The 13,961-nt window shown below is 58.0% G+C and carries 14 protein-coding genes; 12 read left to right on the top strand and 2 right to left on the bottom strand.

Going from position 1 to position 13,961, the window contains the following annotated elements:
* The first annotated feature begins 1 nt into the window (after nt 1).
* From livF to ugpQ, 6 genes are all read left to right on the top strand, one after another.
* Nucleotides 2-715: a high-affinity branched-chain amino acid ABC transporter ATP-binding protein LivF gene (gene livF / locus PI91_RS20215; protein WP_008500102.1), complete on the top strand. Its 714-nt coding sequence runs from the start codon at nt 2-4 to the stop codon at nt 713-715.
* Between the two features lie 247 nt (nt 716-962).
* Nucleotides 963-2,279 carry a sn-glycerol-3-phosphate ABC transporter substrate-binding protein UgpB gene (ugpB, locus tag PI91_RS20210; protein ID WP_023326491.1) on the top strand — a complete coding sequence of 439 codons (1,317 nt, stop codon included), beginning with the start codon at nt 963-965 and terminating at the stop codon, nt 2,277-2,279.
* A 106-nt stretch (nt 2,280-2,385) separates the two neighbouring features.
* Nucleotides 2,386-3,273 carry a sn-glycerol-3-phosphate ABC transporter permease UgpA gene (ugpA, locus tag PI91_RS20205; RefSeq protein ID WP_039024665.1) on the top strand — a complete coding sequence of 296 codons (888 nt, stop codon included), beginning with the start codon at nt 2,386-2,388 and terminating at the stop codon, nt 3,271-3,273.
* The gene (gene ugpE, locus PI91_RS20200; protein WP_039266983.1) at nt 3,270-4,115 is read left to right on the top strand and encodes a sn-glycerol-3-phosphate ABC transporter permease UgpE; all 846 of its coding nucleotides are present in this window, start codon (nt 3,270-3,272) and stop codon (nt 4,113-4,115) included. Before ugpA ends, ugpE begins: the two co-directional genes overlap by 4 nt.
* Before the next feature lies 1 nt (nt 4,116).
* Nucleotides 4,117-5,187 carry a sn-glycerol-3-phosphate import ATP-binding protein UgpC gene (locus PI91_RS20195; protein WP_008503354.1) on the top strand — a complete coding sequence of 357 codons (1,071 nt, stop codon included), beginning with the start codon at nt 4,117-4,119 and terminating at the stop codon, nt 5,185-5,187.
* Nucleotides 5,184-5,930, top strand: coding sequence for a glycerophosphodiester phosphodiesterase (gene ugpQ / locus PI91_RS20190; protein ID WP_039266982.1), 747 nt, complete (start codon nt 5,184-5,186; stop codon nt 5,928-5,930). Before PI91_RS20195 ends, ugpQ begins: the two co-directional genes overlap by 4 nt.
* Here the strand turns inward: ugpQ and PI91_RS20185 are convergent.
* Nucleotides 5,914-6,291 carry a DUF2756 family protein gene (locus PI91_RS20185; protein WP_008503356.1) on the bottom strand — a complete coding sequence of 126 codons (378 nt, stop codon included), beginning with the start codon at nt 6,289-6,291 and terminating at the stop codon, nt 5,914-5,916. The genes ugpQ and PI91_RS20185 overlap by 17 nt on opposite strands.
* Nucleotides 6,292-6,414: 123 nt before the next feature.
* Here PI91_RS20185 and ggt point away from each other — a divergent pair, with 123 nt between their 5' ends.
* The gene (gene ggt / locus PI91_RS20180) at nt 6,415-8,160 is read left to right on the top strand and encodes a gamma-glutamyltransferase (RefSeq protein WP_186437261.1); all 1,746 of its coding nucleotides are present in this window, start codon (nt 6,415-6,417) and stop codon (nt 8,158-8,160) included.
* A gap of 86 nt (nt 8,161-8,246) precedes the next feature.
* Here ggt and yhhY read toward each other — a convergent pair whose 3' ends face one another.
* The gene (yhhY, locus tag PI91_RS20175) at nt 8,247-8,735 is read right to left on the bottom strand and encodes an N-acetyltransferase (RefSeq protein WP_008503358.1); all 489 of its coding nucleotides are present in this window, start codon (nt 8,733-8,735) and stop codon (nt 8,247-8,249) included.
* A 256-nt stretch (nt 8,736-8,991) separates the two neighbouring features.
* Between yhhY and PI91_RS20170 the strand changes: the two genes are divergently transcribed.
* From PI91_RS20170 to gntU, 5 genes are all read left to right on the top strand, one after another.
* Nucleotides 8,992-10,029: an oxidoreductase gene (locus PI91_RS20170; protein ID WP_039266981.1), complete on the top strand. Its 1,038-nt coding sequence runs from the start codon at nt 8,992-8,994 to the stop codon at nt 10,027-10,029.
* Between the two features lie 123 nt (nt 10,030-10,152).
* Entirely contained in the window at nt 10,153-10,848 is a 696-nt protein-coding gene (locus PI91_RS20165; RefSeq protein WP_008503360.1) for a pirin family protein, read from the top strand.
* 101 nt (nt 10,849-10,949) lie between these two features.
* Complete coding sequence (gene gntR, locus PI91_RS20160) at nt 10,950-11,945, top strand: gluconate operon transcriptional repressor GntR (protein ID WP_021242747.1); 996 nt, start codon at nt 10,950-10,952, stop codon at nt 11,943-11,945.
* 126 nt (nt 11,946-12,071) lie between these two features.
* The gene (gene gntK / locus PI91_RS20155) at nt 12,072-12,599 is read left to right on the top strand and encodes a gluconokinase (protein ID WP_014833578.1); all 528 of its coding nucleotides are present in this window, start codon (nt 12,072-12,074) and stop codon (nt 12,597-12,599) included.
* Nucleotides 12,600-12,602: 3 nt separating this feature from the next.
* On the top strand, nt 12,603-13,943 hold the full coding sequence (gene gntU / locus PI91_RS20150) for a gluconate transporter (RefSeq protein WP_039266980.1): 1,341 nt from the start codon (nt 12,603-12,605) through the stop codon (nt 13,941-13,943).
* Nucleotides 13,944-13,961 lie beyond the last annotated feature (18 nt).

Below are 13,961 nucleotides of genomic sequence, written 5' to 3'. Positions count from 1 at the left end.
GATGGAAAAAGCGATGTTAACGTTCGACAAGGTCAATGCGCACTACGGCAAGATCCAGGCGCTGCACGACGTCAGCCTGCATATCAACCAGGGTGAAATCGTCACCCTGATTGGCGCCAACGGCGCGGGTAAAACCACGCTGCTCGGCACCTTGTGCGGTGACCCGCGCGCCACCAGCGGGCGGATTGTGTTTGACGGCAAAGACATTACCGACTGGCAGACCGCCAGAATCATGCGCGAGGCGGTGGCGATTGTTCCGGAAGGGCGTCGCGTGTTCTCGCGTATGACGGTGGAAGAGAACCTGGCGATGGGCGGCTTCTTCGCCCACCGCGATGAATACCAGACCCGCATCAAGTGGGTGTACGAACTCTTCCCGCGCCTGTGGGAGCGCCGCATCCAGCGTGCAGGCACCATGTCAGGCGGTGAACAGCAGATGCTGGCGATCGGCCGCGCGCTGATGAGCCAGCCGCGCCTGCTGCTGCTGGATGAGCCGTCGCTCGGCCTGGCGCCGATCATCATCCAGCAGATTTTCGACACCATTGAGCAGCTGCGTAAAGAGGGGATGACCATCTTCCTCGTCGAGCAGAACGCCAACCAGGCGCTGAAGCTCGCTGACCGTGGCTACGTGCTGGAGAACGGCCGCGTGGTGCTGGAAGACACCGGCGATGCGCTGCTGGCGAACGAAGCGGTGCGGAGCGCTTACCTGGGCGGCTGAGCCGTCTGTATCGCCCGGTGGCGCAGCGCTTACCGGGCCTACAGGGATCGAGTAGGCCGGGTAAGGCGTAGCCGCCACCCGGCTTTTTTAACCACTACACCCCTTCACACAACCATCATCCCCCTGACCCTTTGCTGTCACTTATCTGTAAACAAACAGTTATTTTTCTGTCATTCGAGCATGTCATGTTACCTCGCGAGCATAAAACGCGTGATATCGCGCATCCGGCACAATAAGAGAGATGACAATGACATCGTTACGACACACAGCTTTGGGTCTGGCATTGGGTCTGGCTTTTGCGACGAACGCAATGGCTGTGACGACCATTCCGTTCTGGCATTCCATGGAAGGGGAGTTGGGTAAAGAAGTTGACTCCCTGGCGCAGCGTTTCAACGACACCCATCCGGATTACAAAATTGTGCCGGTGTACAAAGGCAACTACGAGCAGAGCCTGAGCGCGGGCATTGCCGCCTTCCGTACCGGCAACGCGCCTGCACTGTTACAGGTTTATGAAGTGGGCACCGCCACCATGATGGCCTCCAAAGCCATCAAGCCGGTCTATGAAGTGTTCAAAGAAGCGGGTATTAACTTCGATGAATCCCAGTTCGTGCCAACCGTAGCGGGTTACTACACCGATTCCAAAACCGGACATCTGCTGTCTCAGCCGTTTAACAGCTCCACGCCGGTGCTGTACTACAACAAAGACGCCTTCAAGAAAGCCGGTTTAGACCCGGAGCAGCCGCCAAAAACCTGGCAGGACCTGGCCGAATACACCGCGAAGCTGAAAGCGGCGGGAATGAAGTGCGGCTACGCCAGCGGCTGGCAGGGCTGGATCCAGATCGAAAACTTCAGCGCCTGGCATGGCCTGCCGGTGGCGACCAAAAACAACGGCTTCGACGGCACCGACGCGGTACTGGAGTTTAACAAGCCGGAGCAGGTGAAGCACATCGCGCTGCTGGAAGCACTGAACAAGAAGGGCGACTTCAGCTACTTCGGGCGTAAAGACGAATCCACCGAGAAGTTCTATAACGGCGACTGCGCCATTACCACCGCCTCTTCCGGCTCGCTGGCGGATATCCGTCACTACGCCAAATTCAACTACGGCGTGGGCATGATGCCGTACGATGCCGACGTGAAGGGCGCGCCGCAGAACGCCATCATCGGCGGGGCGAGCCTGTGGGTGATGCAGGGTAAAGACAAGGGCACCTATAAAGGCGTGGCCGAGTTCCTCGACTTCCTGGCGAAGCCGGAAAACGCCGCCGAATGGCACCAGAAGACTGGCTACCTGCCGATCACCAAAGCCGCGTATGACCTGACCCGCGAGCAGGGCTTCTACAGCAAGAACCCGGGCGCGGATATCGCGACGCGTCAGATGCTGAACAAGCCGCCGTTGCCGTTCACCAAAGGCCTGCGCCTGGGCAACATGCCGCAGATCCGCACCATCGTGGATGAAGAGCTGGAAAGCGTCTGGACCGGGAAGAAAACGCCACAGCAGGCGCTGGATTCCGCGGTAGAGCGCGGGAATCAGCTGCTGCGCCGCTTTGAGCAGTCGACGAAATCGTAATCCGTGATTCGCCCGGTGGCGCTGCGCTTACCGGGCCTACGATGTGCCCCATCCAGGCCGGGTAAGGCGTAGCCGCCACCCGGCATTGTTCAGGAATCAAATCTCCATGTCCTCATCCCGTCCGGTGTTTCGCTCCCGCTGGCTGCCGTACCTGCTGGTCGCGCCTCAGCTGGTCATCACCGTTATCTTCTTTATCTGGCCTGCGGGCGAAGCGCTGTGGTACTCGGTACAAAGCGTCGATCCGTTCGGGCTCTCCAGCCAGTTTGTCGGGCTGGACAACTTTACCGCGCTGTTCCATGACGGCTACTACCTGGACGCCTTCTGGACGACGATCAGGTTCAGCGCGCTGGTGACCGTCAGCGGTCTGGTTGCCTCGCTGTTTTTCGCCGCGCTGGTGGATTACGTGGTGCGCGGCAGCCGCCTGTATCAGACCCTGATGCTGCTGCCGTACGCCGTGGCACCCGCCGTCGCCGCCGTCCTGTGGATTTTCCTGTTTAACCCCGGTCGCGGGTTGATTACCCATTTCCTGGCAGAGTTCGGCTACGACTGGAACCACGCCCAGAACAGCGGTCAGGCCATGTTCCTGGTGGTGTTCGCCTCGGTGTGGAAGCAGATCAGCTACAACTTCCTGTTCTTCTTTGCCGCGCTGCAGTCCATCCCGCGTTCGCTGGTGGAGGCCGCCGCCATTGACGGCGCAGGGCCGATTCGTCGCTTCTTCAGGCTGTCGCTGCCGCTGATTGCCCCGGTGAGCTTCTTCCTGCTGGTGGTTAACCTCGTGTACGCCTTCTTCGACACCTTCCCGGTGATCGATGCGGCCACCGCAGGCGGTCCGGTGCAGGCGACCACCACGCTTATCTATAAGATCTACCGCGAAGGCTTCGCCGGGCTGGATCTCTCGGCCTCCGCCGCGCAGTCGGTGGTGCTGATGTTCCTCGTCATCATCCTCACGGTGGTGCAGTTCCGCTATGTTGAAAGTAAGGTGCGCTACCAATGATTGAGAACCGTCGCGGGCTGACGATTTTCAGCCATACCATGCTGATTCTGGGGATTATCGTCATCCTCTTCCCGCTGTACGTGGCCTTTGTCGCCGCCACGCTGGACACCAAAGCGGTGTTCGATACGCCGATGACGCTGATCCCAGGCACACATCTGTTCGAGAACATGAAGACCATCTGGACCAAGGGCGTGGGCGCCAACAGCGCGCCGTTCTGGCTGATGATGCTCAACAGCTTCATCATGGCGTTTGGCATCACCGTCGGCAAAATTACGGTGTCGATGCTCTCGGCCTTCGCCATCGTCTGGTTCCGCTTTCCGCTGCGCAACCTCTTCTTCTGGATGATCTTCATTACCCTGATGCTGCCGGTGGAGGTGCGTATCTTCCCGACGGTGGAAGTGATCGCCAACCTGAAGATGCTCGACAGCTACGCGGGCCTAACCCTGCCGCTGATGGCCTCGGCGACCGCCACCTTCCTGTTCCGCCAGTTCTTTATGACCCTGCCGGACGAGCTGATTGAAGCCGCGCGCATCGACGGCGCGTCGCCGATGCGCTTCTTCCGCGACATCGTGCTGCCGCTGTCGAAAACCAACCTTGCGGCGCTGTTTGTGATCACCTTTATCTACGGCTGGAACCAGTACCTGTGGCCGCTGCTGATTATTCAGGACGTCAATCTCGGCACCGCCGTGGCGGGCATCAAAGGCATGATTGCCACCGGCGAAGGCACCACCCTCTGGAACCAGGTGATGGCGGCGATGCTGCTCACCCTAATCCCACCCGTAGTCATTGTTTTAGCCATGCAGCGCGCGTTTGTCCGCGGCCTGGTCGATAGCGAGAAATAAGATGGCAGGTTTAAAACTTCAGGCAGTAACCAAAAGCTGGGACGGCAAAACCCAGGTGATTCAGCCGCTGACGCTCGACGTGGCGGACGGGGAGTTTATCGTGATGGTCGGCCCGTCCGGCTGCGGCAAATCTACGCTGCTGCGCATGGTGGCGGGGCTGGAGCGCGTGACGTCCGGGGATATCTGGATTGACCGCCAGCGCGTCACCGAGATGGAGCCGAAAGACAGGGGCATCGCGATGGTGTTCCAGAACTACGCTCTCTACCCGCACATGAGCGTGGAGGAGAACATGGCCTGGGGGCTGAAAATCCGCGGCATGGGCAAAGGCCATATTGAGGAGCGCGTGAAAGAAGCGGCGCGCATTCTGGAGCTGGACGGCCTGCTCAAGCGCCGCCCGCGCGAACTCTCCGGCGGCCAGCGCCAGCGCGTGGCGATGGGGCGCGCCATCGTGCGCGATCCGGCGGTATTCCTCTTCGACGAGCCGCTCTCTAACCTCGACGCCAAGCTGCGCGTGCAGATGCGTCTTGAGCTGCAGCAGCTGCACCGTCGTCTGAAAACCACGTCACTGTACGTTACCCACGATCAGGTTGAGGCCATGACCCTCGCTCAGCGCGTGATGGTGATGAACAAAGGCGTTGCCGAGCAGATTGGTACCCCCGTGGAAGTCTACGAGAAACCGGCCACCCGCTTTGTGGCGAGCTTTATCGGCAGCCCGGCGATGAACCTGCTCGAAGGGCGCATCAGCAGCACGGGCACGCACTTTGAGCTGGAAAGCGGGATGGCATTGCCGATCAACTGGTACTATCGTGGCTACGCCGGGCGTAAGATGACGCTCGGTATCCGCCCGGAACATATCGGTTTAACCTCTCAGGCGGAAGGCGGCGTGCCGCTGGTGATGGACACGCTGGAGATGTTAGGTGCAGATAACCTGGCGCACGGGCGCTGGGGCGAGCAAAAGATGGTGGTGCGTCTGGCGCATCAGGAGCGCCCGAAAGCAGGCAGCACGCTGTGGCTGCACCTGCCGGAAAATCATCTGCACCTTTTTGACGGTGAAACAGGACAACGAGTATGAGCAACTGGCCTTATCCCCACGTCGTCGCCCACCGCGGCGGCGGTAAGCTGGCGCCGGAGAACACCCTGGCGGCGATTGATGTTGGCGCGCGTTACGGCCACACCATGATCGAGTTCGACGCCAAGCTGTCGAAAGACGGCGAGATTTTCCTGCTGCATGACGATAACCTCGAACGCACCAGCAACGGCTGGGGCGTGGCGGGCGAGCTGCCGTGGCGCGATCTGCTGAAGGTCGACGCCGGAAGCTGGTACAGCGGCGAATTCAAAGGCGAACCGCTGCCGCTGCTGGCGGAAGTGGCCGACCGCTGTCGCCAGCACGGCATGATGGCCAATATCGAAATCAAACCGACCACCGGCACCGGGCCGCTGACCGGCAAAGTGATTGCCCTTGCCGCGCGCGAGCTGTGGGAAGGGATGACCGCGCCGCTGCTGTCATCATTTGAAATCGATGCGCTGGAGGCCGCACAGGCCGCAGCGCCGGAACTGCCGCGCGGGCTATTGCTGGACGAGTGGCGCGAGGACTGGCGTGAGCTGACGACGCGCTTAGCGTGTGTCTCTATTCATCTTAATCACAAGCTGCTGGATGAGGCGCGGGTGAAGGTGCTGAAAGACGCGGGTCTGCATATTCTGGTTTACACCGTCAATAAACCCCAGCGTGCAGCCGAACTGCTGCGCTGGGGCGTGGACAGCATCTGTACCGATGCGATTGACTTGATCGGCCCGGACTTTAGTTCTGCGGATTAAGCATACTGCCATTCGACTGCGGCGGCAGCATATGCTGCTGTCCGCTGCCTGACGAGGTCATCCCACCTAACATTCCGCCGTTTCTGTTCGGCAGCGGCTGCTCGCGCACCTGCCCCTGCTGCACGCGCTGGGTGTTGGCGTTCATCTGATTTTGCAGGCTTTGCTGCTGCATCTGGGTCTGCGTTCTCAGCTGCTGATTCAGCATCCCTTTTTGCTGCTGTTGCTGGCTCATCATCTCGGTCTGCATACGCTGCTGGCTCGGGATAACGTAACCCGGCTGGTTCGGGTTATTCATCGTATTGAGTGGCTGTGCGAGCGCGGCAAACGGGATCAGCGCCGTAAGAATCAATAAGCGTTTCATTGTCATTTCCTCCTTTTGAGGTCTCTCTTAAGTTTACCCTGATTTCACCATGACGATGATTTTTTAGGAGTTGTGAACCAGGCTTAAGCGGGGAATATGGATCCCTTCACCTGGAGAACAATAATGATGAAACCAACGTTTTTGCGCTGGGTCGCCCTCGCCGCGCTGATGGCAGGCGGTACATTTAGCGTGGCGGCCAACCCGCCCGCGGCGCCTCCGGTCTCTTACGGCGTGGAGGAAGATGTCTTTCATCCCGTGCGGGCAACCCACGGCATGGTGGCGTCGGTGGATGCGCTGGCGACCCGCGTGGGTGTTGATATTCTCAGGCAGGGCGGTAACGCGGTGGATGCGGCGGTCGCTGTCGGCTATGCGCTGGCGGTGACGCACCCGCAGGCGGGGAACCTGGGCGGCGGCGGCTTTATGATGCTGCGCACCAAAGACGGGAAAACCGCCGCCATCGACTTCCGTGAAATGGCGCCTTCTCAGGCGTCACGGGACATGTTCCTCGATGACCAGGGCAACCCGGACAGTAAAAAATCCCTGACCTCGCACCTGGCCTCCGGCACGCCGGGCACCGTTGCGGGCTTCTCGTTGGCGCTGGAAAAATACGGCACGATGCCGCTGAACAAGGTGGTTCAGCCTGCTATCAAGCTGGCGCGGGAGGGCTTTGTGGTGAATGACGCCCTGGCAGACGACCTCAAAACCTACGGCAGCGAAGTCATTCCGAATCACGAAAACAGTAAGGCGATCTTCTGGAAAGACGGTGAACCGCTGAAGAAGGGCGATAAGCTGGTGCAGAAGAACCTCGCCAAAAGCCTGGAGCTGATTGCGGAGCACGGTCCGGACGCTTTCTACAAAGGGGCGATTGCCGACCAGATTGCACAAGAGATGCAGAAGAACGGCGGGCTCATCACCAAAGCGGATCTGGCGGACTACAGGGCGGTGGAGCGCGAGCCGATTAGCGGCACCTACCGCGGGTACGAGGTCTTCTCCATGCCGCCGCCGTCTTCCGGGGGCATTCACATCGTGCAGATCCTCAACATTCTTGAAAACTTCGATATGCACAAGTTCGGCTTCGGCAGCGCGGATGCCATGCAGATAATGGCGGAAGCGGAAAAACGCGCCTACGCTGACCGCTCGGAATATCTCGGCGACCCGGACTTCGTGAAGGTGCCGTGGCAGGCGCTGACCAACAAGGCGTACGCCAAATCCATTGCCGATCAGATTGATATCAACAAGGCCAAGCCGTCGAGCGAGATCCGTCCCGGCAAGCTGGCGCCGTATGAAAGCAACCAGACCACCCACTTCTCGGTGGTGGATAAAGACGGTAACGCGGTGGCGGTGACCTATACGCTCAACACCACCTTCGGCACCGGGATTGTGGCGGGCAACAGCGGCATTCTGCTGAACAACGAGATGGATGACTTCTCCGCCAAGCCGGGCGTGCCGAACGTCTACGGGCTGGTCGGCGGCGATGCGAATGCGGTAGGGCCGAAGAAACGTCCGCTGTCGTCCATGTCGCCCACCATCGTGGTGAAAGAGGGCAAAACCTGGCTGGTAACCGGTAGCCCGGGCGGCAGCCGGATTATCACCACCGTATTACAGATGGTGGTAAACAGTATCGACTTTGGGATGAACGTCGCCGAAGCGACTAACGCCCCGCGTTTCCACCACCAGTGGCTGCCGGACGAGCTGCGCGTCGAGAAGGGCTTTAGCCCGGACACCATTAAACTGCTTGAGCAGCGTGGGCAGAAGGTGGCGGTGAAAGAGGCGATGGGCAGCACCCAGAGCATTATGGTGGGGCCGGACGGAGCGCTGTTTGGCGCATCAGATCCGCGTTCGGTGGATGATTTGACGGCGGGGTATTGATGTGTTGCCCGGTGGCGCTGCGCTTACCGGGCCTACAACTGCACGAACGTAGGCCGGGTAAGGCGAAGCCGCCACCCGGCAAATCATTACTTCATTCTCGCCATATAATACGCGTCCACATATTCGCCGTTGCGCAGGGCAAATTTCTTGCCGGTTCCTTCGATTTCAAAACCAAAATTTTTATAGAGGGCAACTGCCGAGGGGTTATCGGCAAAGACCGTCAGTTCGATACGTTCAATACGCAACCAGTTGTCACACAGGTTGATCATCTCGCTCATGAGCCTGCGGCCTACGCCGCGTCCCTGCATATCCGCAGCCACGCTGATGCCGAATGTGGCAACATGGCTGCGACGCGGGTTTTCCATTACGTCCAGTGCCATATGTCCAATAACGCGCTGGTCCAGACAGGCAACGAGATGGCGCCGGCCTGGTTTTGTCGCAACGCGTTCGTGCCACATTTCCATAGAAGGATGAGGGAGCTGTAGCGTGTCGTGATACACATCAGGATGCGACATGATGTCACGTAAAGCTTCTGCATCGCTGGGTTCGATGTGGCGTATCACTATCTCACTCATTCCTTGTTCCTCAGTCAGTTAAAAGGCCCTTCCAACATCAATGACTTTAAAATTTGAGTCAACCGCTATTTTTTGCAAAAAGTATTGGACAAGTGCGAATGAGAATGATTATTATTGCTCTGCATTCAGGAAGACCGCTACGGGAACCTGAAAGCACGACATTGCTCACATTGCTTCCAGTATTACTTTAGCCAGCTTTTAGCTGGCTTTTTTTTTGTTATGGTTAGACTCAGTAACCTTCCAAAAGGACTGAGCCATGACACTACACTGTGCATTTATTGGATTTGGCAAAAGCACCACCCGCTATCACCTGCCGTATGTCCTTAACCGCAAAGACAGCTGGCATGTGGCCCATATCTACCGCCGCCGCGCGAAGCCGGAGGAGCAGTCTCCGCAGTACTCCCACATCCATTTCACCAGCGATCTCGATGAGGTGCTTAACGATCCGCAGGTCACGCTGGTGGTTGTCTGCACCCACGCCGACAGCCATTTTGACTATGCGAAACGCGCGCTGGAAGCGGGCAAAAACGTGCTGGTAGAAAAGCCGTTCACCCCGACCATCGCCGAAGCGAAAGCGCTGTTCGCGCTGGCGAAAAGTAAAGGGTTGACCGTCACGCCGTATCAGAACCGTCGCTTTGACAGCTGCTTCCTGACGGCAAAAAAAGCGATTGAAAGCGGCAAGCTCGGCGACATTGTGGAGATCGAAAGTCACTTCGATTACTACCGCCCGGTGGCGGAAACGCAACCCGGACTGCCGCAGGATGGTTCGTTCTACGGGCTGGGGGTGCACACCATGGACCAGATCATCTCCCTGTTTGGCCGCCCGGACCACGTGACGTATGACATTCGCAGCCTGCGCAATAAAGCCAACCCGGACGATACCTTCGAAGCCCAGCTGTTCTACGGCGACCTTAAAGCCATCGTCAAAACCAGCCACCTGGTGAAGATCGACTACCCGAAATTTATCGTTCACGGCACAAAAGGTTCGTTTATCAAATACGGTATCGACCAGCAGGAGACCAGCCTGAAGGCCAATATCATGCCCGGTGAACCTGGCTTTGCGGCGGACGATTCCGTGGGCGTGCTGGAGTATGTGAACGATGAGGGCGTGACGGTCAAAGAAACGCTTAAGCCGGAAACCGGCGACTATGGCCGCGTCTATGATGCGCTGTTTGAGACCCTCACAAACGGCACGGCGAATTACGTCAAGGAATCTGACGTTCTGACCAACCTCGAAATCCTTGAGCGGGCCTTCGGACAGGCTTCTCCTGCCACGGTAACCCTCGCAAAATAAGCAAAAACGGCTCCTCTGAACTTGTTCACAATTTTTGAACAGAGGAGTCAATTTTCACCCTCTATGATCCCAGGCCGTTTGCGTCCACACTTACTCCATCGAAACGAACTGAGGGTGAAAACAATGATCTACTTACGCAAAGCAAACGAACGTGGTCACGCGAATCATGGCTGGCTGGACTCATGGCATTCATTCTCGTTTGCCGACTACTACGACCCGAACTTCATGGGCTTCTCCGCACTGCGGGTGATTAACGACGACGTGATTGATGCAGGCCAGGGCTTTGGTACCCACCCGCACAAAGACATGGAAATCCTGACCTATGTGCTGGAAGGCGCGGTTGAGCACCAGGACAGCATGGGCAACAAAGAGCAGGTTCCGGCGGGCGAGTTCCAGATTATGAGCGCGGGTACCGGGGTGCGTCACTCCGAGTACAACCCAAGCAAAACGGAAAAACTGCACCTGTATCAAATCTGGATCATTCCAGAAGAGACCGGCATCACGCCGCGCTACGAGCAGCGCCGCTTCGACGCCAAACAGGGTAAACAGCTGGTGCTCTCCCCGGATGCGCGTGAAGGCTCCCTGAAAGTGCATCAGGATATGGAGCTGTACCGCTGGGCGCTGGCGAAAGATGAACAGTCCGTGCATCAGATTGCCGCTAACCGCCGCGTCTGGATCCAGGTGGTGAAAGGGGAGGTGTCCATCAACGGCACCAAAGCGACAACCGCCGATGGTCTGGCCATCTGGGATGAGCAGGCGATCTCCGTGCATGCCGACAGCGAAAGCGAAATTCTGCTGTTTGACCTGCCGCCGGTGTAATAAAACATAAATAAATCCCCATCCTTCCCTTTGACAGGGGAAGGATGGGCTTTGTCCGTGGTAAACTGAGCGAATCTCTCACTTCAAGATTTCTCAGGACGATGAAAAAGAAACGCCCCGTACTTCAGGATGTCGCCGATCGCGTCGGTGTGACCAAAATGACGGTCAGCCGTTTTTTACGTAACCCGGAACAGGTTTCCGTGGCGTTACGTGGCAAGATTGCCGCTGCCCTTGATGAACTGGGTTACATCCCCAACCGTGCACCCGATATTCTCTCGAATGCGACCAGCCGCGCGGTGGGCGTTCTGCTTCCTTCTTTGACCAACCAGGTTTTCGCCGAAGTATTACGTGGAATTGAAAGCGTCACCGATGCGTTTGGTTACCAGACCATGCTCGCCCACTACGGGTACAAGCCGGAACTCGAAGAGGAACGTCTTGAATCGATGCTTTCCTGGAACATTGACGGCCTGATTTTAACCGAACGTACCCACACTGCCCGCACGCTCAAAATGATTGAAGTGGCCGGTATTCCGGTCGTGGAGCTGATGGACAGCCAGTCGCCGTGCCTCGACATCGCCGTCGGCTTTGATAACTTCGAAGCGGCGCGCCAGATGACGGCGGCCATTATCGCCCGCGGGCATCGTCATATCGCCTATCTGGGTGCGCGTCTTGATGAACGTACTATCATCAAACAGAAGGGATACGAGCAGGCGATGCTCGACGCGAACTTAACCCCGTACAGCGTGATGGTGGAGCAGTCCTCTTCCTATACGTCGGGTATTGAGCTGATGCGTCAGGCGCGACGCGAGTATCCGCAACTGGACGGTATTTTCTGTACCAACGATGACCTTGCGGTCGGCGCAGCGTTTGAGTGCCAGCGTCTGGGGCTGAAGATCCCTGATGATATGGCGATCGCCGGTTTCCACGGCCATGACATCGGTCAGGTGATGGAGCCGCGTCTGGCGAGCGTCCTGACGCCGCGTGAACGTATGGGCCGCATTGGCGCAGAACGCCTGCTGGCGCGCATTCGTGGCGAGACGGTTACGCCGAAAATGTTAGATTTAGGTTTCACCTTGTCACCGGGTGGATCTATTTGAACTGACAAATTTGAAGTAGCTCACACTTATTCACTTCGCGCACGTTTGGATATTGCTTCTCTTTTGCCCCGGCAGGACAATGTTACCGATAACTGTTACCCGTAACAATTGACTGAGGGACACCCTTTGAGCACGACTAATCATGATCACCACGTCTACGTCCTGATGGGCGTTTCCGGTAGCGGGAAATCAGCCGTGGCCAGCGAAGTGGCGCATCAACTTAATGCGGCGTTTCTTGATGGCGACTTCCTCCATCCGCGCAGCAACATCATGAAGATGGCCTCCGGCGAGCCGCTGAACGACGACGACCGTAAACCGTGGTTACAGGCGCTGAACGATGCCGCGTTTGCCATGCAGCGCACCAATAAAGTTTCCCTGATCGTCTGCTCTGCGCTGAAAAAAACCTACCGCGATCTGCTGCGTGACGGCAACCCGAACCTCTCTTTCATCTACCTGAAAGGGGATTTCGAGGTGATTGAAAGCCGCCTGAAGGCGCGTAAAGGTCACTTCTTCAAAACCCAGATGCTGGTGACGCAGTTTGAAGCGCTGCAGGAGCCGGGTGAAGACGAAAAAGACGTCTTAGTGGTTGATATCGATCAGTCACTGGAGGGTGTTGTTGCCAGCACCATCGAGGTCATTAATAAAAGGCAGTAAGTTTTGAGTACATTAACGCTAGTTTTGACAGCAGTAGGTTCGGTATTGCTGCTGCTGTTTTTAGTGATGAAGGCGCGCATGCACGCCTTTGTTGCTTTGATGGTGGTTTCTATTGGTGCTGGTCTCTTTTCCGGTATGCCGCTCGACAAGATCGCCGCGACGATGGAAAAAGGGATGGGCGGTACGCTGGGCTTCCTGGCGATTGTGGTCGCGCTGGGCGCGATGTTTGGCAAGATTTTGCACGAGACGGGCGCGGTCGACCAGATTGCCGTCAAGATGCTGAAATCCTTTGGCCACAGCCGCGCGCACTACGCGATTGGCCTGGCCGGTCTGATTTGCGCACTGCCCCTGTTCTTTGAAGTGGCCGTTGTGCTGCTGATAAGCGTCGCCTTCTCCATGGCGCGCCATACCGGCACTAACCTCGTGAAGCTGGTCATTCCGCTGTTTGCGGGCGTGGCGGCGGCCGCAGCGTTTCTGCTGCCGGGGCCTGCCCCGATGCTGCTGGCTTCCCAGATGCACGCCGACTTTGGCTGGATGATCCTGATTGGCCTGTGCGCGGCAATCCCGGGGATGATTGTTGCCGGTCCGCTGTGGGGCAACTTCATCAGCCGTTACGTTGAGCTGCACATTCCGGACGACATTACCGAGCCGCACCTGGGCGAGGGCAAAATGCCATCCTTTGGCTTCAGCCTGTCGCTGATCCTGCTGCCGCTGGTGCTGGTGGGCCTGAAAACCATCGCCGCGCGCTTTGTGCCGGTCGGTTCTACCGCCTACGAATGGTTTGAGTTCATTGGTCATCCGTTCACGGCGATCCTGGTGGCGTGCCTGGTGGCGATTTACGGTCTGGCGATGCGTCAGGGGATGCCAAAAGACCGGGTGATGGAGATCTGCGGTGCGGCGCTGCAGCCTGCGGGGATTATCCTGCTGGTGATCGGTGCAGGCGGCGTGTTCAAGCAGGTGCTGGTGGATTCCGGCGTGGGCCCGGCTCTGGGCGAAGCGCTGACCGGGATGGGCTTGCCGATTGCGGTCACCTGCTTTGTGCTGGCTGCGGCGGTGCGTATCATCCAGGGTTCCGCCACCGTGGCGTGTTTAACCGCCGTGGGTCTGGTGATGCCGGTGATTGAACAGCTGAACTACTCCGGGGCCCAGATGGCCGCGCTCTCTATCTGTATCGCGGGCGGTTCGATTGTGGTCTCTCACGTTAACGACGCCGGCTTCTGGCTGTTCGGTAAGTTTACCGGCGCCACCGAAGCGCAAACCCTGAAAACCTGGACGCTGATGGAAACTATCCTCGGCACGACGGGGGCAATTGTCGGGATGATTGCCTTTACGCTGCTCAGCTAAATGCAATGATTTAACAAG

Origin of the sequence: Enterobacter sp. FB, from assembly GCF_000805795.1 — a bacterium.
Taxonomy (GTDB): domain Bacteria; phylum Pseudomonadota; class Gammaproteobacteria; order Enterobacterales; family Enterobacteriaceae; genus Enterobacter; species Enterobacter roggenkampii.
Note: the sequence above shows the minus strand (reverse complement) of the source record. Positions and strands in the feature narration are given on the sequence as shown.